Source organism: Roseobacter sp. AzwK-3b (assembly GCF_000170875.1).
GTDB lineage: Bacteria > Pseudomonadota > Alphaproteobacteria > Rhodobacterales > Rhodobacteraceae > Roseovarius > Roseovarius litoreus.
The window spans coordinates 206,070-225,220 of sequence record NZ_ABCR01000002.1; the positions used below are offsets into that span (position 1 = coordinate 206,070).

The 19,151-nt window shown below is 63.2% G+C and carries 20 protein-coding genes; 10 read left to right on the top strand and 10 right to left on the bottom strand.

Features of this window, described 5'->3' with window-relative positions; genetic code table 11:
* Positions 1-33 precede the first annotated feature (33 nt).
* Positions 34-474: a hypothetical protein gene (locus RAZWK3B_RS05205; protein ID WP_007812892.1), complete on the top strand. Its 441-nt coding sequence runs from the start codon at positions 34-36 to the stop codon at positions 472-474.
* 85 nt (positions 475-559) lie between these two features.
* On the opposite strand, the gene RAZWK3B_RS05210 is transcribed toward RAZWK3B_RS05205, so the two are convergent.
* Together RAZWK3B_RS05210 and RAZWK3B_RS05220 are read right to left on the bottom strand one after the other, a co-directional pair.
* Positions 560-2,248: an acyl-CoA dehydrogenase family protein gene (locus RAZWK3B_RS05210; RefSeq protein ID WP_037295087.1), complete on the bottom strand. Its 1,689-nt coding sequence runs from the start codon at positions 2,246-2,248 to the stop codon at positions 560-562.
* Between the two features lie 702 nt (positions 2,249-2,950).
* The gene (locus tag RAZWK3B_RS05220; RefSeq protein ID WP_007812898.1) at positions 2,951-4,549 is read right to left on the bottom strand and encodes a phosphoenolpyruvate carboxykinase; all 1,599 of its coding nucleotides are present in this window, start codon (positions 4,547-4,549) and stop codon (positions 2,951-2,953) included.
* A gap of 383 nt (positions 4,550-4,932) precedes the next feature.
* On the opposite strand from RAZWK3B_RS05220, the gene RAZWK3B_RS05225 reads away from it, so the two are divergent.
* The 7 genes from RAZWK3B_RS05225 to RAZWK3B_RS05255 are packed head-to-tail and all read left to right on the top strand — an operon-like array spanning position 4,933 to position 10,411.
* Positions 4,933-5,634 (top strand): response regulator transcription factor, encoded by a 702-nt coding sequence (locus RAZWK3B_RS05225; RefSeq protein WP_007812899.1) that lies wholly within the window; start codon positions 4,933-4,935, stop codon positions 5,632-5,634.
* The gene (locus tag RAZWK3B_RS05230; protein WP_007812901.1) at positions 5,634-7,346 is read left to right on the top strand and encodes a sensor histidine kinase; all 1,713 of its coding nucleotides are present in this window, start codon (positions 5,634-5,636) and stop codon (positions 7,344-7,346) included. Before RAZWK3B_RS05225 ends, RAZWK3B_RS05230 begins: the two co-directional genes overlap by 1 nt.
* Positions 7,347-7,349: 3 nt before the next feature.
* Positions 7,350-7,823 (top strand): HPr kinase/phosphorylase, encoded by a 474-nt coding sequence (locus tag RAZWK3B_RS05235; protein WP_007812903.1) that lies wholly within the window; start codon positions 7,350-7,352, stop codon positions 7,821-7,823.
* 14 nt (positions 7,824-7,837) lie between these two features.
* The gene (rapZ, locus tag RAZWK3B_RS05240) at positions 7,838-8,788 is read left to right on the top strand and encodes an RNase adapter RapZ (RefSeq protein ID WP_007812904.1); all 951 of its coding nucleotides are present in this window, start codon (positions 7,838-7,840) and stop codon (positions 8,786-8,788) included.
* Positions 8,785-9,189, top strand: a complete 405-nt coding sequence (locus RAZWK3B_RS05245) for a PTS sugar transporter subunit IIA (protein WP_007812906.1) — start codon at positions 8,785-8,787, stop codon at positions 9,187-9,189. The genes rapZ and RAZWK3B_RS05245 overlap by 4 nt, the downstream gene beginning before the upstream one ends.
* 7 nt (positions 9,190-9,196) lie before the next feature.
* Entirely contained in the window at positions 9,197-9,475 is a 279-nt protein-coding gene (locus RAZWK3B_RS05250) for an HPr family phosphocarrier protein (protein ID WP_007812908.1), read from the top strand.
* A 15-nt stretch (positions 9,476-9,490) separates the two neighbouring features.
* Positions 9,491-10,411 (top strand): lysophospholipid acyltransferase family protein, encoded by a 921-nt coding sequence (locus RAZWK3B_RS05255; protein ID WP_007812911.1) that lies wholly within the window; start codon positions 9,491-9,493, stop codon positions 10,409-10,411.
* Positions 10,412-10,635: 224 nt separating this feature from the next.
* Here the strand turns inward: RAZWK3B_RS05255 and RAZWK3B_RS05260 are convergent, their stop codons facing one another.
* Positions 10,636-11,511, bottom strand: coding sequence for a 3-hydroxybutyryl-CoA dehydrogenase (locus RAZWK3B_RS05260; RefSeq protein ID WP_007812913.1), 876 nt, complete (start codon positions 11,509-11,511; stop codon positions 10,636-10,638).
* Between the two features lie 159 nt (positions 11,512-11,670).
* Between RAZWK3B_RS05260 and RAZWK3B_RS05265 the strand changes: the two genes are divergently transcribed.
* The gene (locus RAZWK3B_RS05265; protein ID WP_007812914.1) at positions 11,671-12,543 is read left to right on the top strand and encodes a DUF6473 family protein; all 873 of its coding nucleotides are present in this window, start codon (positions 11,671-11,673) and stop codon (positions 12,541-12,543) included.
* Between the two features lie 67 nt (positions 12,544-12,610).
* Here RAZWK3B_RS05265 and RAZWK3B_RS05270 read toward each other — a convergent pair whose 3' ends face one another.
* The 7 genes from RAZWK3B_RS05270 to RAZWK3B_RS05300 all read right to left on the bottom strand — a co-directional run bounded on the left by RAZWK3B_RS05270 (position 12,611) and on the right by RAZWK3B_RS05300 (position 17,865).
* The gene (locus RAZWK3B_RS05270) at positions 12,611-13,540 is read right to left on the bottom strand and encodes an electron transfer flavoprotein subunit alpha/FixB family protein (RefSeq protein ID WP_007812916.1); all 930 of its coding nucleotides are present in this window, start codon (positions 13,538-13,540) and stop codon (positions 12,611-12,613) included.
* A complete protein-coding gene (locus RAZWK3B_RS05275) occupies positions 13,540-14,298 on the bottom strand; it encodes an electron transfer flavoprotein subunit beta/FixA family protein (protein WP_007812917.1) in 759 nt (252 codons plus the stop codon). The genes RAZWK3B_RS05270 and RAZWK3B_RS05275 overlap by 1 nt, the downstream gene beginning before the upstream one ends.
* Positions 14,299-14,475: 177 nt before the next feature.
* Positions 14,476-15,279: a hypothetical protein gene (locus RAZWK3B_RS05280; protein WP_050774189.1), complete on the bottom strand. Its 804-nt coding sequence runs from the start codon at positions 15,277-15,279 to the stop codon at positions 14,476-14,478.
* Positions 15,280-15,482: 203 nt separating this feature from the next.
* Complete coding sequence (locus tag RAZWK3B_RS05285) at positions 15,483-16,055, bottom strand: cob(I)yrinic acid a,c-diamide adenosyltransferase (RefSeq protein ID WP_007812921.1); 573 nt, start codon at positions 16,053-16,055, stop codon at positions 15,483-15,485.
* 1 nt (position 16,056) lies between these two features.
* Complete coding sequence (locus RAZWK3B_RS05290) at positions 16,057-16,266, bottom strand: twin transmembrane helix small protein (RefSeq protein ID WP_007812922.1); 210 nt, start codon at positions 16,264-16,266, stop codon at positions 16,057-16,059.
* A gap of 98 nt (positions 16,267-16,364) precedes the next feature.
* Positions 16,365-17,198 carry an SDR family NAD(P)-dependent oxidoreductase gene (locus RAZWK3B_RS05295; RefSeq protein WP_007812924.1) on the bottom strand — a complete coding sequence of 278 codons (834 nt, stop codon included), beginning with the start codon at positions 17,196-17,198 and terminating at the stop codon, positions 16,365-16,367.
* Positions 17,199-17,235: 37 nt separating this feature from the next.
* Positions 17,236-17,865, bottom strand: coding sequence for an SH3 domain-containing protein (locus RAZWK3B_RS05300; protein WP_050774172.1), 630 nt, complete (start codon positions 17,863-17,865; stop codon positions 17,236-17,238).
* A 280-nt stretch (positions 17,866-18,145) separates the two neighbouring features.
* On the opposite strand from RAZWK3B_RS05300, the gene RAZWK3B_RS05305 reads away from it, so the two are divergent.
* Entirely contained in the window at positions 18,146-19,129 is a 984-nt protein-coding gene (locus RAZWK3B_RS05305) for a glycosyl transferase family 90 (protein WP_007812928.1), read from the top strand.
* The last annotated feature ends 22 nt before the right edge of the window (positions 19,130-19,151 follow it).

Genomic DNA, 19,151 nt, shown 5'->3' on the forward strand with positions numbered 1-19,151 from the left:
CGTCCCAACACCCTGTATGAAAGAGGTTTTCCAATGCGCAAGACACTGACAGCCCTCGCCCTTGCGGCGGCAACACTCACCGGCCTGCCCGCTCAGGCGGAAGAATCGAGAAACCTGGTCACTGTGGTGACCTCGGCCGATCCGCAAACGCAGCTCATGTCGATGGTGCTGACCATGCAATCGGTGCAGCAGGGAGCCAAGGCGCAGATCCTGCTGTGTGGTCCGGCGGGGGATCTGGCGTTGAAAGAGGCCCCGGCCAGCGCCACCGCGCCGCAAAAGCCGAAAGACATGAGCCCGCAGGGCCTGATGCGGATGATCATGGACAAGACCGGCACCAAGGTCGAGGTCTGCGCGATCTACCTGCCCAACAAGGGCGTGGATGCGTCGGCGCTGCTGGACGGGATCACGGCGGCGCAACCGCCGGCAATGGCGGCGGCGCTGATGGCGGAGAACACGACGGTTCTCAGCTTCTGACCGCACAGGTCTGACACGAAAAAAGCCGCCCGGTAATTCGGGCGGCTTAGCCGTGGAGTGGCGCGGCTGTTGACTTGACGTGGGCTTAGCCCAGAAGGCGGCGGGCGATGACCTGCGCCTGAATTTCGGCGGCACCTTCGAAGATGTTGAGGATGCGGGCATCGCAGAGGATGCGGCTGATGCCGTATTCCAGCGCAAAGCCGTTGCCTCCATGGATCTGCAGGCCGTTATCGGCGGCCGACCACGCGACGCGCGCGCCAAGCAGCTTGGCCATGCCGGCTTCGAGATCGCAGCGGTTGCCATTGTCCTTTTCCCATGCGCTGAAATAGGTCAGCTGCCGGGCGACCATGATTTCCACGGCCATCATCGCCAGCTTGCCCGACACGCGCGGGAAGGCGATCAGCGATTTGCCGAATTGCTTGCGGTCGATGGCATAGCGCATGCCGACATCGAGCGCCGATTGCGCAACGCCGATGGCGCGCGCGGCGGTCTGAATGCGGGCGGATTCGAAGGTCTCCATCAGTTGCTTGAAGCCCTTGCCCTCTTCGCCGCCCAGAAGGTTCTCGCCCTTGACGTCGAAGTTGTCGAAGGCCAGTTCGTATTCCTTCATGCCGCGATAGCCCAGAACCTCGATCTCGCCGCCGGTCATGCCTTCGGTGGGGAAGGGCGCCTCGTCGGTGCCGGGGGTCTTTTCGGCCAAAAACATCGACAGGCCGCGATGATCTGTGGTGTCCGGAATGGTGCGCGCCAGCAGGGTCATGACATGGGTGCGCGAGGCATGGGTGATCCATGTCTTGTTGCCGGTGATCTTCCAATCGCCGTTTTCATCCTTGACCGCGCGGGTGCGCAGGCTTCCGAGATCCGAGCCGGTGTTGGGTTCGGTGAAGACAGCCGTCGGTAGGGTTTCGGCGCTGGCAAGGCGCGGCAGCCATTTCTGTTTCTGCTCCTCGGTGCCGCCGGCGATGATCAGCTCGGCCGCGATCTCGGAGCGGGTGCCGAGAGAGCCGACGCCGATATAGCCCCGGCTGAGTTCTTCGGAGACGACGCACATGGACGCCTTGCTCAGACCGAAGCCGCCGTATTCTTCGGGGATGGTCAGGCCAAAGACGCCCATTTCGGCCAGTTCCTCGATGATTTCCATCGGGATCAGCTCGTCCTTGAGGTGCCATTCATGGGCATGGGGTTCGACCTTGTCGACCGAGAAGCGGCGGAATTGTTCGCGGATCATCTCGAGCTCGTCATCAAGCCCGGAATGGCCCACCGTCAGCTCGGCGCTGCGTTCCTGCATAAGCTCGACGAGACGGGTGCGCGCGGCCTGCGTGTTGCCGGCGCGGCACAGGGTCTGGATCTCGGGGGTGTCGAGCAAGGCGATGTCGCTGTCGGTCAGGTCCAGATCGTGCAGACGGACCATTTCGCCCTGGTTCATCTGGATGCCGCCGCGCAGCTGCGAGAGGTACTCGCCGAAGGCGATCTGCTGGGTCAGCTGTTCGACCTCGCCGAATTTTCCCATTTCAGTCAGGCGATTGGCCCAGTTCTGCATCTGGCGCAGCGACTCGACATAGGTGGCAAGCCACGCAAGGCCGTGGGCCGCGAACTGATGCGCCTCGACCGCGCCGCCCGAGACCCGGCCATCGACCGTGACCAGATCGCGCATCCGCGTGCGGGCCTTTTCCAGCACCGCCTCGGCCGGGGACACGGCCGCGCCGGTGAGGCTCAGAAGATCGGTCAGAATGATCGGGTTTGCCATTGCAACGTCTTGTCCGTCATGTGCCATGAATCAATCCTTTTCCAGTTGGCGACCGTCCTAGCCATTTTGCAACTGCAGCGCAACTATTATACCGAAAATGTGGCGTTTTTGATCGAAAATTGCGCCTTGAATTTTGCGGGTGCGAAGCTAACGACACGTGCACAGGAAACGGTACAGAGTATGACCCTCGAATTCGGGAGTGGCTGTTGGATCTTGTTAGGGATGGTGGGTCTGTTGGCTGGGCTGGTCAAGGGCGTTGTCGGGTTTGCCATGGCGATGGTCCTGATTCCCGGTTCGGGATCAATGGTTTCGCTTTATGTCGCGCTGAGGGGGTAGATCGTGACGACGCTGGTTGCGAAGCTGTGGCAAGGGATGCGGGGCGCCGGGGCGAGGCGACAATGGGCGCGATCGCCGGGGTTTCGGTCGTTTGGGGGCGCCGAGCGTGGCGATGTGAGCGGGGTTCGTACGGACCGTACCAAACCGACGCGGGTTTGGGACGGATATCCGGGATTTGGCCTGAATTTGTGTCCAGCCCGTACGCAATCGGGGCTTTAACCCGTCTTCAACAATTTGCGGTCAAGCTGTCTCCATGTCACCGAATCCGGTGGCGCGGCTCAGGAGGTTTTCGGATGATGCACGACAGATTTTACAAGGTGATGCGGTGCGCGGATGGCCCCGGCCCTGCATGACGCGCAAAGCGTGCGCGCCGCAGGGCCGGGCCGATACCGGTCAGCCGAGCGCGGCTGCTTTCACGTCTTCGTCGATATATGGCACGTATTGTTCGAAATTATCCGCGAACATCTGCACCAGCTTGGCGGCCTGCCGATCGTAAGAGGCCGGATCGTCCCATGTGCGGCGCGGATCGAGCAGGACCTCGGCCACACCGGGCGCTTCGACGGGAACGTCGAAACCGAAGTTTTCGTCCTTGCGGAACTCGACCTTGTTCAGCGACCCGTCAAGGGCGGCGGTCAGCAGGGCGCGGGTGGCCTTGATCGGCATCCGCGAGCCTGTGCCATAGGCGCCGCCTGTCCAGCCGGTATTCACCAGCCAGCAGGTCGCGCCGTGCTTGGCGATCTTGTCGCGCAACAGGTTGCCATAGACCTCGGGGCGGCGCGGCATGAAGGGTGCGCCGAAACAGGTGGAAAAGGTCGGCTCTGGCTCGGTCACGCCGCGTTCGGTGCCGGCCACCTTGGAGGTGAAGCCGGACAGGAAGTGATACATCGCCTGCGCCGGGGTCAGACGCGCGATGGGCGGCAGCACGCCGAAGGCATCGCAGGTCAGCATGATGACGTTCTTGGGATGCCCGCCAAGCGCGGTGTCCGACGCGTTCGAGATATAGTCCAGCGGATAGGCGCAGCGCATGTTGGCGGTGAGCGAATCGTCGTCGAAATCAAGCTCGAGGGTTTCGGGATCGAACACCATATTCTCGATCACTGTGCCGAATTTCGACGTGGTGGCGTAGATCTCGGGCTCGGCCTCGGGGTTGAGGTTGATGGTCTTGGCATAGCAGCCGCCTTCGAAATTGAAGGTGCCGCGATCGGACCAGCCATGTTCGTCATCGCCGATGAGCGTGCGCGCCGGATCGGCCGAGAGCGTGGTCTTGCCGGTGCCGCTGAGACCGAAGAAAACGGCCGTGTCGACCGGGTTGCCATCGGCATGGTTGGCCGAGCAGTGCATTGGCATGATGCCCTTTTCAGGCAGCAGGTAGTTGAGCAGGGTGAACACGGATTTCTTGTTCTCCCCGGCATATTCGGTGCCGCCGATCAGGATCATCTTGCGGTCGAAATTCATCGCGATGACGGTTTCCGAGCGGCACCCGTGCCGTGCCGGATCGGCCCGGAAGCTGGGGCAGTTGATGACGGTGAAATCGGCGGTGAAGCGATCCAGCGCGTCACGCTCAGGGCGGCGCAGCAGGTGACGGATGAAAAGGCCGTGCCAGGCCAGCTCGGTCACCATGCGCACATTGATCGCATGGGCCGGATCGGCCCCGCCGACCAGATCCTGCACATAATAGTCGCCCCCCTGCATATGGGCGATCATATCGGCGTAAAGCGTATCGAACCCTTCGGGCGACATGGCGGCGTTGTTCTCCCACCAGATCGTGTCGGCCACGCTGTCGGTCTTGACGACATGCTTGTCCTTGGGCGAGCGGCCGGTGAACTTGCCGGTGGTGACCAGAAACGCGCCGCCACGACCCAGCGTGCCCTCGCCCTTCTTGAGGGCCGCTTCGATCAGCGCCGGTTCGATGAGGTTGTAATAGACATTGCCCAGCCCCGTGATGCCCTGATCCTCGAGCCGGAATTGCGGGTTGACCCGTCTAGATGTCATGTCTTTCACGCTCCTGTTCGCGATGACCGCCCGCAGGGCGGCGAAACTGTCGTGGCGCCGGGACCGGCGCCGGTGTGTCGGTGTGTACCGGCCCCCGCGCGCCTCTTAACATGACGTTTCCATGAAAGAACAGGACGGTTTCAAGCCGTTAGCGCAACCACGCGAAAGTTAGCGCAACCAGATCGACGTTGGCGCTAACAAAAGGAGGACAATACCCGGCAACCGTGGCGAAAGTGAGTCAATTTAGCCATTAGCAGGATTTTTTTGCACGAATGAGAGCGCGGAAAGGGGGCGATTCGCAGTTTAGGATTGATCGTAAAGGGCAAAACGGCTCATATTGTTGAAAAAAATACAACAAGCAGAGCAGTACAAGGACCAATCACATGTCAAAGATCGCCCTCGTGGACGATGATCGCAACATTCTGACTTCGGTCTCGATGACGCTCGAAGCGGAAGGTTTCGAGGTGGAGACGTATAATGACGGCCAACAGGCGTTCGATGCCTTCAGCAAGAAGCTGCCGGACATGGCCGTTCTGGATATCAAGATGCCCCGCATGGACGGGATGGATCTGCTGCAGCGGCTGCGTCAGAAGACGTCGATGCCGGTGATCTTCCTGACCTCCAAGGATGATGAGATCGACGAGGTTCTGGGCCTGCGCATGGGGGCGGACGACTATGTCAAGAAGCCGTTCAGCCAGCGCCTTCTGGTCGAGCGGATCCGCGCGCTGCTGCGCCGTCAGGACGCGATGGACGGCAAGATCGTCGGCGACACCGAGGAAACCAAGGTGATCGAGCGCGGACATCTGCAGATGGACCCGCTGCGCCACGCCGTCAGCTGGAAGGGCCAGGACGTGTCGCTGACCGTCACGGAATTCCTGTTGCTGCAGGCGCTGGCGCAACGTCCGGGGTTTGTCAAAAGCCGCGACCAGCTGATGGATGTCGCCTATGACGACCAGGTCTATGTGGATGACCGCACCATCGACAGTCATATAAAGCGGCTGCGGAAGAAATTGCGGATGGTCGACCCTGACTTCTCGGCGATCGAAACGCTTTATGGTATCGGATACCGGTACAACGAGGAATAATGGCACTGGCCGAAGGCATCGACATGCGCGACCGAGGGGCGCCAAGGCGGGATGATGACGTCGTCCTGGGCGATGATTTCGTCGCCCCCGACAGCGTGGGCGATGAAGAGGTCCGGACACGGCGCGAAAGGCGGGGCTTCATCTCGCTGCGCGAGTCGTCGCTGACACGCAAGATCATCACCTTCAACCTGGTCGCGCTGAGTTTGCTGCTGGCCGGGGTGCTGTTCCTGAACTCATCGCGTGACAGTCTCGCGCTGCAGCGCGCGGGCAGCATGGTGAGCGAGGTCGAACTTGTCGCCGACGTGTTCGAAGCGCAACTGCCCAGCACCGCCCCGGTCAATCTGATGACCGGCGACGGGATCGATGTGATCGGCACGATCGAAGGGCTGGATATTCAGCGCGGCGTCGAAGTCTTTGTGTTCGACAGCACCGGCGCGCTGGCCGGTCGCGGCGAAGGAGACCGGGCGCCGGCGCTGTCCGCGGGCAGCCAGCAGCGCACGTTCATCACCGATGTGCTGAGCCGCGTCTGGGGGCTGGTCTCGGCGCCGTTCGATGCCGTGCTGACCAACACGCCCGAGACCACCCTGCTCGAAACCGTGAGCGCGCTGGTTGGCCCGACGCTGCAGGGCGCGCCGCAATCGCTGTCGAGCGATGTCGGCGGGCGCACCGTTTTCGCCGCGGCCACCCCGATCATCCGGAACGGTGAGGCGGTGGGCGCGGTGGCGATGGTCAATGCCAGCGGCGAGATCGATCAATTGGTGCGCGCCGAGCATGAATGGGTGCTGCGCATGTTCCTGATCGCGACGGCGGTGTCGGTGGGGCTGAGCCTGATCCTGGCCTCGACGATCGCGAACCCGCTCTCGGATCTGGCCGCCGCCGCGGAAATCGGCGGGGACCGCAACCGCGGCAAGGGCGGTGGGCGCATCCGGATCCCCGATCTGACCGCGCGGCCCGACGAGATCGGGCGCCTGTCGGGGGCGCTGCGCGGCATGGTCGCGGCGCTCTATCACCGGATCGACAGCAACGAACAATTCGCCGCCGACGTGGCGCATGAGATCAAGAACCCGCTGGCCAGCCTGCGCTCGGCGGTGGGCACGATGCGGGTGGCCAAGCGCCCGGATCAGCGCGAAAAGCTGCTGGAGGTGATCGAGCATGACGTGCGCCGCCTCGACCGGCTGGTGAGCGACATCTCGAACGCCTCGCGGCTGGACAGCGAGCTGGTCAAGGAAGAGCAAGAGCCGTTCGACCTTTTGGCGATGCTGCGCAATCTGGGCGATTATCTTGGCGAAGAGGCCGAGAAAAAGGGGGTCGAGTTCATCACCGATTTCCCCAACGAGCCGATTGTCTTCGTCGGTCTGGAGGGGCGGCTGGCGCAGGTTTTCGTCAATCTGATCACCAACGCGATCAGCTTTTGCGAGGATGGGGACGCGATCCGGCTGTGGGTGCGCAAGCGCGACAATCGGGTTCTGGTGGTGGTCGAGGATACCGGCCCCGGCATTCCGGATCAGGCGCTGACGAAGATTTTCAAACGCTTCTATTCGCAACGCGCGGAAAACGATTTCGGCAACAATTCGGGGCTTGGCCTGTCGATCTCGAAGCAGATCGTCGAGGCGCATGACGGGGTGATCTGGGCCGAGAACATCCGCCCGACCGATGCTGATCCAACGTCGGATCCGCTGGGCGCACGCTTTGTCGTGGGCCTGCCGGTCTGATCCATGACATCGGGGCAAGGCGGCGACGCGCATCCCAGTGAGCCGACAGCGGAGGAAGACGACGCCACATGCCTGCATGCCAGCACGGTGGCCATGAACGGCCGCGCGGTGTTGATCCGGGGGGCGTCGGGCAGCGGCAAATCGGGTCTGGCGCTGCAGCTGATTGCGCTTGGCGCCGATCTTGTGGCCGATGACCGCACGCTGATCCGGCGCGATGGCGCACAGGTGAGCGCCGATGCGCCCCGAGCGATCCGGGGACGGATCGAGGCGCGGGGCATGGGGCTGCTCAACTGTCCGGCAAAAGGACCCGCGCATGTGGTGCTGATCGTGGACATGGACCGTGAGGAAGAGGCGCGTTTGCCGCCGCCGCTGCGCGAGGATCTGCTGGGTGTGAGCTTGCCCGTGACAAGAAAAAACACCTGCGCCCATTTTCCCGCGGCGATCATGACTTATCTACGACACGGACGCAGCGACTGACGGACCACGCGCAGATGCCCGAGACGGCAGACCCCATAGCTTCCCGGCTGGTGCTGGTGACCGGTCCTTCGGGGGCGGGCCGAAGCACTGCGATCCGTGCGTTGGAGGATATGGGATATGAGGCGATCGATAATCTGCCGCTGTCTCTTTTGCCGAGGCTTGTGCCGGGCGCCGGGGTCGAGAAGCCATTGGCGCTTGGCATCGATGCGCGCAACCGTGATTTTTCGACGACGGCGCTGATCGAGGCGGTGGACCGCATGGAGGCGCCGGGCGGCGCGCCGGTGCAGCTGTTGTACGTGGATTGCGACGCCGAGGTTCTGTTGCGCCGGTTTTCGGAAACGCGCCGCCGCCATCCGCTGGCGCCTGCCGAAAGCCCCGGCGTGGGGATCGCGCGGGAATTCGATCTTCTAAAGCCGATCCGCGCGAGGGCCGATATCCTGATCGATACGTCCGAGCTGTCGCCGCATGATCTGCGGGCGGAGCTGGAGCAATGGTTCGCGCCGCAAGGGCAAAGCCGGCTGGCGGTGTCGGTGCACTCGTTTTCCTACAAGCGCGGTGTGCCGCGGGGGCTCGACATGGTTCTGGATTGCCGGTTCCTGCGCAATCCCTATTGGGACGAGGCGCTGCGCACGCTCGACGGGCGGGACATGCGGGTGTCGGGCTACGTGGCGCAGGACCCGCGTTTCGCGGCGTTTCGCGACAAGGTGGTGGATCTGGCGCAGCTTCTGCTGCCGGCCTATGAGGCGGAGGGCAAGGCCTATCTTGCGATCGGATTCGGCTGCACGGGCGGCCAGCATCGCAGCGTGACCATGGCAGAAACTTTGGCGGCGGCCCTTGCGAAGGGTGGCTGGCCGGTGTCAATAAGGCACCGCGAACTGGAACGGCGAGGGGCGACAGAGGCGCCGCGCATCGGCGCGCAGCACATGGGTGATGCGGACGACCAACAGGGAGAGAGACTGCGTTGATCGGTATCGTGATCGTGGCGCATGGCGGCCTGGCCCGGGAATATCTGTGGGCCATCGAGCATGTGGTGGGCGCACAGACCGGCATTGTGGCCATCACGATGGAGGATGACAGCAACCGCGCCGAGAAACAGGCCGAAATCTGTGCCGCCGCCGATGCGGTGGATCGTGGGGACGGTGTCTTGATCGTGACGGACCTGTTCGGCGGCTCGCCATCGAACCTGTCGCTCAAGGCGTGCCAGCCCGCGGACAGGCGGATTCTCTATGGGGCCAATTTGCCGATGCTCATCAAGCTGGCCAAGAGCCGGAACATGCCGGTGCACGAGGCCGCGCGATCCGCGCTTGACGCGGGGCGCAAATACATAGACAGCCATGCCGGTTCGAGTGAAAAGGCAGACGGGTAGAAGACATATGGCCGACACGATCACGCGTCATCTGAAAATCATCAATGAAAAGGGCCTGCATGCGCGCGCCGCGGCACGGCTGGTGGAAGTGGTCGAGGGATTCGACGCGCGCGCCGAGGTGGCGATGGACGGGCAGACGGCGGGCGGTGACAGCATAATGGGGCTTTTGATGTTGGCAGCGTCGAAAGGAACCACTATTGACGTGCAAACCTCGGGACCGGATGCCGAGGCGCTGGCCGATGCGGTGCAGGCGCTTGTGGCCAACCGGTTCGGCGAGGATATGTGAACCAACCGCGCAGATATGCGCGACGGGACGGGACGACGCCACGTGGTAGAACACGTTGAGGACCATGCGCCGGGGCAGGATGACGAGACGGTAAACTTCACGAAGTATGACCGTCGGAGCCTCACCTATGCCAATTCGTTCGACAAACCCGGGACGGCGTTGACCATACGGGCGATCGAATGGTTTACCGGAAAACTGACGATCCTCCGGATGATCCGCGAATTCGAAAGACGCGGCGCGCCCACGGGCCAGCCCTTTTGGCGCGCGGCGCTGGATACGATGGGGATCGACCTTCTGACGCCTGACGCCGAGCTGATGAATATTCCCAGCGAAGGGCCGGTGGTGGCGGTGGCCAACCATCCGCATGGGCTGGTGGATGGGATGATCCTTGCCGATCTGATCGGGCGGCGGCGCACGGATTACAAGATCCTGACGCGAGCGCTTTTGACCGGGATCGACGAGGTGGCGGCCTCGTACATGATCGCGGTGCCGTTTCCGCATGAGCCCGATGCGCAGCGCAAGAGCGTGGAGATGCGCGCCAAGGCGATGGCGCATCTCAAGGAGGGCGGGCTGATCAGCGTGTTCCCGTCGGGCGTGGTGGCATCAAGCGACACGATGTTCGGACCGGTGATCGAGCGGGAATGGAACGTGTTCACGGCGCAGATGATCCGCCGGTCTGGCGCGACGGTGGTGCCGATCTATTTTCCGGGGTCCAATTCGCGCTGGTACCAGATGGCCAACCGGATATCGGCGACCTTGCGGCAGGGATTGCTTCTGCATGAGGTCGTGCACAGCTGCAACAAGCCGCAGCGCCCGGTGGTCGGCGCGCCGATCAGTGCGGAGCGGATGAAGATGCTGGAAAGTGATCCGCGCGGCTTCATGGCATGGCTGCGCGAGCATACGCTGGCGCTTGGCGATAATGTGAACGAGCGCTGAGGGCGCAAATTTTCTGCGAAAATTTGTGACCTGCGGTGTCGGGGTCTTTGGGGAATTTTTTGCGTTTGACGGGGAAGAATTTTCTGCGAAAATTCATGAGGGTCAGAGGTGAATTTTTCGTGAAAAATCATCAAGGGCGCCTGCCGAAACGCGGTGCCTGATCCAAGTGCCTGGCCTGAATCCTGACGTCGCGTGCGGCGCTCTTGCCCGATAAGCGTCGCGGCTCACCGTGTCGGGACCGGCACCTCGCCGCGATAATCATAAAATCCCCGTCCCGTCTTGCGGCCCAGCCAACCGGCTTCGACATATTTCGTCAGCAGCGGGCAGGGGCGATACTTGGTATCGGCCAGCCCGTCATGCAGCACGTTCATGATCGCCAGACAGGTGTCCAGGCCGATGAAATCCGCCAGTTCCAGAGGCCCCATCGGGTGATTGGCCCCCAGCTTCATGGACTGATCGATCGACCGCACGTTTCCGACGCCTTCATAGAGCGTATACACCGCCTCGTTTATCATCGGCATCAGGATCCGGTTGACGATGAAGGCGGGAAAATCCTCGGCCGAGGCGGCGGTCTTGCCCAGTTTCTCGACCACTGCGAGGCAGACGTCATAGGTCGGCTTGTCAGTGGCGATGCCGCGAATGAGCTCGACCAGTTGCATGACCGGCACCGGGTTCATGAAGTGAAACCCCATGAATTTTTCGGGCCGGTCGGTGCGGCTGGCCAGCCGGGTGATTGAGATCGACGAGGTGTTCGACGTGAGGATCGTATGGGGCTGAAGATGCGGCAGCAGTTCATCGAAAATCGCCTGCTTGACGGTTTCACGCTCGGTCGCGGCTTCGATCACCAGATCCGTGGCGCCGAGATCGGTGAGCGTGAGGGTCGGCGTGATACGCGCCAGGGCGCTGACCATCGCGTCCTGGGTGATCTTGCCGCGACTGACCTGACGTTCCATGTTGCGGGTCATGGTCGCGATGGCGTTGTCCAGCATGTCTTGGCTGATGTCGTTGAGCATCACCTCGAACCCGGCGAGGGACATGACATGCGCAATGCCGTTGCCCATCTGGCCTGCGCCGACCACGCCGATTTTCCGGATCTCCATTGTCGCACCTTTCCTGTCCACGCCGCCACAATAGGCCCGCAGGGGCGCAAGCCGCAAGGGCTGCTGATTGCTAAAATTCCCCGCGAATTGGCGCGTTAGCAGTTTGTCAACGCGGGGGCGTCATCTTGGCCCCGGGTGAGTTGGAATCGGTGGGAAAAGATGAATCACGACACAGCGAAGGGGCCAGCGCCCCTTGATTATGAGCCGTGCGGTTATGCCGGATCGAACCTGGTGTTCCGGGGGCCACGGCAATGCCTTGCGACAGACTATGTCGCCTTTCTGGGCGGATCGGAAACCTATGGCCGGTTCATCCGAAGGCCGTTTCCCGCTCTGGTGGAGGACGGGCTGGGCATGGCTTGTGTGAATTTCGGATGGCCCAATGCCGGGCCGGATGTGATGCTGGGCGATCCGGGGCTCGAGCGGCATGTGGCGCGCGCGCGGGCGGTGGTGCTGCAGGTGCCGGGGGCGCTGAACCTGTCCAACAGGTTCTACCGGGTGCATCCGCGCCGGAATGACCGGTTTCTGCGGGCCATGCGGCCGATGCAAAGCCTGTTTCCGGATGTGGATTTCACCGAATACGCGTTCACGCGGCATTTGTTGAAAAGCCTGCAAGGCATGGCGCCGGACCGGTTCGATCTGGTGCGCGACGAGCTGCGCACGGCCTGGGTGGAGCGGATGATCGACCTTGTTCACCGGATCGGCCCGCCGGTCATCCTGCTGTGGTTCGCGGCCCGCCTGCCCGAGCGCGGCGCGCAGCGGCCTGATGTGACCTACGATCCGGCCTTCGTGACGCGCGCGATGCTGGAGGGGGTGGCGCCGCATGCCGCGCGGTTTGTCGAGGTGACGACAAGTGCAGCTGCGCAGAAGATGGGCACCCGCGGGATGATTTTCACCCCGGAGGAGGCTGAGGCCGCGCGCTGTCTGCCGGGGCCGGCGGCCCATGAGGAGGCGGCGCTTGGGCTGCTGCCGGTCTTGCGCGAGGTGCTGGACATGGGCGAGGGCACAGATGCGCAGCACGTCGTGGCGCGATAAGGGCCCAAGAACAAAGGCCCGCCAGAGCGGCGGGCCTTTGAGCGTGGTTCATTCGGAGGAGGACGGATCAGCCGAGTTTTTCGGTCAGTTCCGGCACGGCCGCGAAGAGATCGGCCACAAGGCCGTAATCGGCAACCTGGAAGATCGGGGCCTCTTCGTCCTTGTTGATCGCGACGATGATCTTGGAATCCTTCATGCCCGCGAGGTGCTGGATCGCGCCCGAGATGCCGACAGCGATGTAAAGCTCTGGTGCCACCACCTTGCCGGTCTGGCCCACCTGCCAGTCATTCGGAGCAAAGCCCGAATCGACCGCGGCACGCGAGGCGCCGACAGCGGCGCCGAGCTTGTCGGCCAGGCCCTCGATCAGGGCGAAATCATCCTGCGAGCCGACACCGCGACCACCCGAGACGACCACGCCAGCCGAGGTCAGTTCGGGACGATCCGAGGCGGCGACCTTGTCTTCGACCCATTCCGACAGCGCCGGATCGGCCGCAGCAGCGATCTTTTCGACCGGGGCGGCATTGCCGGTGGCGGCGGCGTCGAAGGTCGAGGTGCGGAAGCTCACGACTTTCTTGGCGTCCGACGAGCGGATCTTTTGCACTGCGTTGCCGGCATAGATCGGCCGTTCGAACGTGTCGGCATCGACCACACCCGAGGCGTCGGTGATGACCATCACATCGAGCAGCGCCGCGACGCGCGGCAGGATGTTCTTGGCATCCGTGGTGGCCGGGGCCACGATATGGCTGTAATCGGCGGCGAGGTCCGCCACCAGCTGCGCCACGGGTTCGGCCAGACGGTGGCCATAAAGCGCATCCTCGGCGCAGAGCACCTTGGACACACCGGCGATTGTGGCGGCCTCGTCGGCGGCACCCGAACAGGTGGCGCCGGCGCAGAGCACGGTCACATCGCCCAGCTTGGTGGCGGCGGTCACGGCCTTGGCCGTGGCATCCATCGCCAGCGTTCCGTCATTGACTTCGGCAAGAAGAAGAACAGCCATCACACAGCCCCCGCTTCCTTGAGTTTCGACACGAGCTCGTCCACCGAGCCCACGAGTTCACCGGCCTTGCGGGCGGGCGGTTCGATCGTCTCGAGGATCTCGAGACGCGGCGTCACGTCGACGCCGTAATCGGCGGCTGTCTTTTCATCGAGCGGCTTTTTCTTGGCCTTCATGATGTTGGGCAGCGAGGCGTAGCGCGGCTCGTTCAGGCGCAGGTCGGTGGTGATGATGGTGGGCATCTTCACCTTGACGGTCTGCAAGCCGCCATCGACTTCGCGGGTGACCACGGCGTGATCGCCCTCGACATCGATCTGGTTGGCATAGGTCGCCTGGGACCAGCCCAGAAGCGCCGACAGCATCTGCCCGGTGGCGTTCATGTCGTTGTCGATTGCCTGCTTGCCGCAGAGCACCATACCCGGCTGTTCCTCGGCCACGACCTTGGCGAGGATCTTGGCGACGGCCAGAGGTTCGATATCGGTGTGCACGTCATCGGCGGCCACCACGAGGATCGCGCGATCGGCGCCCATGGCCAGCGCGGTGCGCAGGGTTTCCTGCGCCTGCTTGACGCCGATCGAGACGGCGATCACCTCATCGGCCTTGCCGGCCTCTTTCAGGCGGATGGCCTCTTCCACTGCGATCTCGTCGAACGGGTTCATCGACATTTTCACGTTGGCAAGATCGACACCGCTGCCGTCCGCCTTGACGCGGACCTTGACGTTGTAGTCGATCACGCGTTTGACAGGCACAAGCACCTTCATTGGCATGGTCTCCCTATGGATGGTTGAAGCGTCGCGGGGCGACTCTTCGGAATGCTCTCCGGGGTTTGATACTGGTTTGTACCAGCGGGAAACAGGGTAAAATCGTCACGTTTGCGTCCCGCGACGTCGCGTTTGCGGTTTTGAGGCGGGAAATATCGGGACCGCCGGGCGCGCGGCTCAGGCAGCGAGACCGTGCCGGGTGGCCAGCTCGCCCAGAACCGAGGTTGGTGGGGGCACGCCGTCGTATTTGATCTTGAGAAGCTGCCGACACCGGCGCCCGTAGAAATGGATCGAAACGGTATCGTCGCGCACCATGTTCCACGTCAGGGCGGCGCGGCGGAAATAGAGCCGCCGGTCTGCGAAGCCCACGGGGTAGAGCACATGGGGTTCGAGCGCGTGGCGAAACTCGTCATTTTCCTTGAGGAAATGCGAGAGCGCGCGCGGCCCCCAGACGCCCCAGGGCATTTCGGAGACATGCATCGGATCGCCTGCGTCATGGCGTGCCTTGATCTCGCGGACCTGCGCGCGGCGCATCCAGACGGGGATGGTGTATTCATCCTCGCACATGTCGATGAGCGCCTTGAGCGTGGGCGAGGCGGCGGGCAGGGCGAGCACGCCATTGGCCACCACGTCATCGGTTTCACGCCCGAAGAAATAGCCATCCTTCGGTTCGAACGGCTTGAGGCAATAGGCGTCGGTATCCGACCAGATCAGCCCGTCATGGCGGGCCAGAAGATGATAGCGGAACTTGTCGGAATAGGGCGCAGGGCTGCCGGTGCGATCATGGCGCAGCATGGTGTCGGGATGCGGCAGGATATCCGAGGCGGGGGCCATTTCCACACCGTCGGGCACGCCTTCGACCTTGCCGTAGGAAAACAGGACGACCTTGTGACCGGCATCGACGAAGGATTTGGTGCAGAGCCGCTCTATGAAAGACAGCGGCGGGCCATCCCAGAACATGGCCACTGTGGGTAACGACATATCGGCGTCCTCGTACTGATCGGCCCGAAGGTGATCCAGGTGGGCCAATAGAGCAGGGCTAGCATGATTGCCCGAACTGCTCCAGATCGGAGTCACTGTGGCGGGTGAAGGACTTGGTGGATGTTCCCCAAAGGCCACTGGCCTGCATCGGGCACGTCACCGGGCCTTGCGGCCCGGTTCGGTTTGTGGGGCGCTGAAAAGGGTCAGCGGTTCGCGCCGGGAATCCAAAGAACGTCGGAGGTGCCGCCGTCATTCGAGACGCGGGCGGCGACGAAGAACCAGTCGCTCAGGCGGTTGAGGTATTTGACCGCGTCGGGGTTCACCTCTTCCATGGTGGCAAGCTCCACCGTCAGGCGTTCGGCGCGGCGCGACACGGTGCGGCACAGGTGCAGATAGGCCGCAAGCGGGGTGCCGCCGGGCAAAATGAAGCTGCGCAGGGGTTCCAGCGTCTTGTTCATCGTGTCGATTTCCGATTCAAGCCGGGTGACCTGATTGGCGGTGACGCGCAGGGGAGTATACTCGGCCTCGGCATCGCGGGCCATGTCGGGGCGGCACAGATCGGCGCCCAGATCGAAGAGGTCGTTCTGGATGCGGGCCAGCGCCTCGTCGGTTTCGCCCTTGGCATGCAGGCGGGCGAGCCCGAGGGTCGCGTTCACCTCATCGACGGTGCCGTATGCGGTGACGCGCATGGAATGTTTCGCCACCCGCGCGCCATTGCCGAGAGCGGTTTCGCCGTGGTCGCCTGTCTTGGTGTAGATCCTGTTGAGAACCACCATGTCACTGTCCCCCCTGTCTGCGGATGAAAACGAAAAGTAGGATGAGGATCACCGCGACGAATTGCGCGATGATGCGCCAGCGCATGAACTTGTTGGAGCGCTTGGCGTTGTCGAGACCTTCCTTGCCGAAGGTGCCGATGCCCAGTGCGAGGATCACGGCCACGCCAAGGCACGCGGCGGCGGCAATGAGGAAGAGCGGATCTGTCAGCATCGGGTCGGGCTCCTTCGAATCGGGTCTTTGGCCCATCTAGGGTGCCGCGACCGAAAAGCGAAAGCGAATTTTCCCCTGCCGCATGTCATGCGGGGCCATCAGGCCCGCGAGAGAACCCAGTCGAGCGCGCGGGTCGGCAGGATGCGGCGCAGAACGCCCATCATGTAGGTGGGCGTCGTGACGTAATAGCGGGGCCGCGGCCGGGGAGAGGTGAGCGCATGGATCAGTTTCGCGGTCACCGCAGACGCGGGCAGCTCGAATCTGTCGGGGGTGCCGCTGTCCTTGTAGAGCCGCTTGCGCAGTTGGTCGCGATAGGCGTCGGCGCGCGGGGATTTTTCCCAGTCGATCCAGCGTTCGAAATGCGGAATCGAGTTCACCCGGATCTTCGACGTGACAGGGCCGGGTTCGATCAGGATGACATGGATGCCGGTATCGCGCATTTCGATGCGCAGCGTGTCGGTCAGCCCTTCGAGCGCGAATTTGGTGGAATTGTAAGCGCCGCGCCAGGGCAGCGTGACGAAGCCCAGCACCGAGGAGCATTGCACGATGCGGCCATGGCCTTGGGCGCGCATCACCGGGATCACGCGACGCGTAAGTTCGTGCCAGCCGAAGAAATTGGCTTGAAAGATGTCGCGCAGCGCATCGGTGGGCAGGTCTTCGACGAGGCCGGGGCAGCCGAAAGCGCCGTTGTTGAACAGCGCATCGAGCGTGCCGCCTGTGGCCGAAAGCACTTCGGACAGGCCCGAGGCGATGGTCGCCTCGTCCTGATAGTCGATCAGTGGGCTGTCGAAGCCTTCGGCGATCAGGCGCGCGCAATCCTCGTGGCGGCGGCAAGAGGCGAAGACGCGCCAGCCCTGCGCGCGAAGGCCCAAGGCAGCATCATATCCGATGCCCGAAGAGCAGCCGGTGATGAGGATCGTTTTCTTGCTCATGGCTGCAAGCTATGGCCGCAAGTGCAGGGCGATGCAATCAGTTTGCCGATGCGGTCACCAGGCTGCCGGCCATCCATCCGACGCGTCCGGTTTCAACCACCCGAAGCTTGAGCCAGCCATTGCCGGGGTCTTGCAGGACAGCGACCTCGTCGCCGCGGCCCAGCCGGGCGATGCGGTCATATTGCGTGCCGGGACCGGCGCGCATGTTGACGGCTGTGCCGGCGATGCTGCGAATATCGTCGGGCCGATCAGTCGGTGCAGTGTCGAGGCGGATCGGGTCCGACAGGCCGCGCAATGTGAGGCCGGCGATCTCGGTCTGGGCCACGGCGGCGGTGACAGCGGTCTCTGCGGGTTGCGCGGTGATGACTGGCAGGCCGGTCACGGGAGCGGCAAGAGTGTCGGCATTGGCCGAGGCGAGCGTGACCAAGGTTTGTGGGCCGGGTTCGATGCCGGGCTCTATTCCGGGCGCGGCTTTGCGAGGCGTGGTATCCTGCGCCACGGGCTCAACCGCCGGAGCGATCCCGCCGGTGCCGGCCACTTGGGTCACATGCGCACGCACTGGGCGCGCCGCCGGGCGCACATCATCCAGAAGCGCACGGGCCTGGATGGAATTGGTGCGGGGTGTGTAATCGGCCCCGCCGCTCAGTTCGTAAAATGACCATCCCAAAAAGGCAAAAGTTATTAAAATAAAGCGCCACATGCGCGTCCCCCCAATACTTAACAGTCAATGATCCCGTGACAGCAGCGCGCGGAGACCCGTCTTGCTCGCCACTGTGGCGGCAGGAGCAGACGGATACATCATAAACGATTCGTCCAGCAATGGGGGCGGAATCTGGCTGAAAAATGGATCTTCGGGAAATTGTGCCCCAAGGGCGGGCCTGCACTCTGGCGATGGGAGGCGGGCGCTGATATTGCGGAACGGCCTTTCAGAGGGGAGACGTGCAAGAATGAGCAGCGGGCTGCACAGGGCGGGATATTTTCTGGCCGCTGCCTTCAGGGAATATGCGCCGGGCGCGTGGGCCGTGGCGCGCAGGCGGCTGGCGGCGCGGCTGCCCGAGCGTCTGGAGGACGTGCCGAGCGATGTGCTGGAGCGGGTGGCCTATTACAATCGGCTGACGGCGCCGGTGGATGATCTGCCGCCCGTGCGGTTGGGCGATATGTCGATCAGCACCACGGATCGCAGCGGCAAGATGTATTACATCGATCTGATGCGCGATGCGCAGGGGTTCGGGCCGGAGTTCCGCATCGCACCGCTTTTCGGGGATGTGACCCATGTGCCCGATGCGCCGTCGCTGGTCAAAAGCCGGCCGATTGCGGGGGATGTGGCGCAGTCGGTTCTGTTGCCGCTGGATGCGCTGCGGCATTTCCAATTTCCCAAGGACAGCCGATGCTGGGCCGACAAGCGCCCGTCTGCTGTGTGGCGGGGGATGCTGAACGGGCAGGCGCCGAGGATCGCCGCCGTGCGGCTTTATGCGGACAGCCCCGCGCATGATATCGGGCAGGTCCACGAGGCCGAGGGGCTGGCGCCGCCGAAGGGCTGGCTGAGCATCGCGCAGCAGCTTGAGCATCGGTATGTTCTGTCGCTCGAGGGCAATGACGTGGCGACCAATCTGAAATGGATCATGGCGTCGAACTCGGTCGCGCTGGCGCCGAAGCTGGAATATGAGACCTGGTACATGGAGGGGCGGCTGGAGCCGGGGGTGCATTTCGTGCAGATCCGCGCCGATCTGAGCGATCTGGACGAGCGGATCGCGTGGTGCGAGGCCAACCCGCAGGAGATGGAGCGGATCGTACGCAATGCGCAAACCTGGGTGCGGCAGTTCCGCGATCCGGCGCGCGAAAGGCTGATTGCGGCGCTGGTCTTGCAGAAATACGCGGAGTTTACCGGCGGGCTGGGCTTGACCTCCTCCCCTGTGAGGCTGTTTACGTAGATCAAGCACGAACACGCGGCGG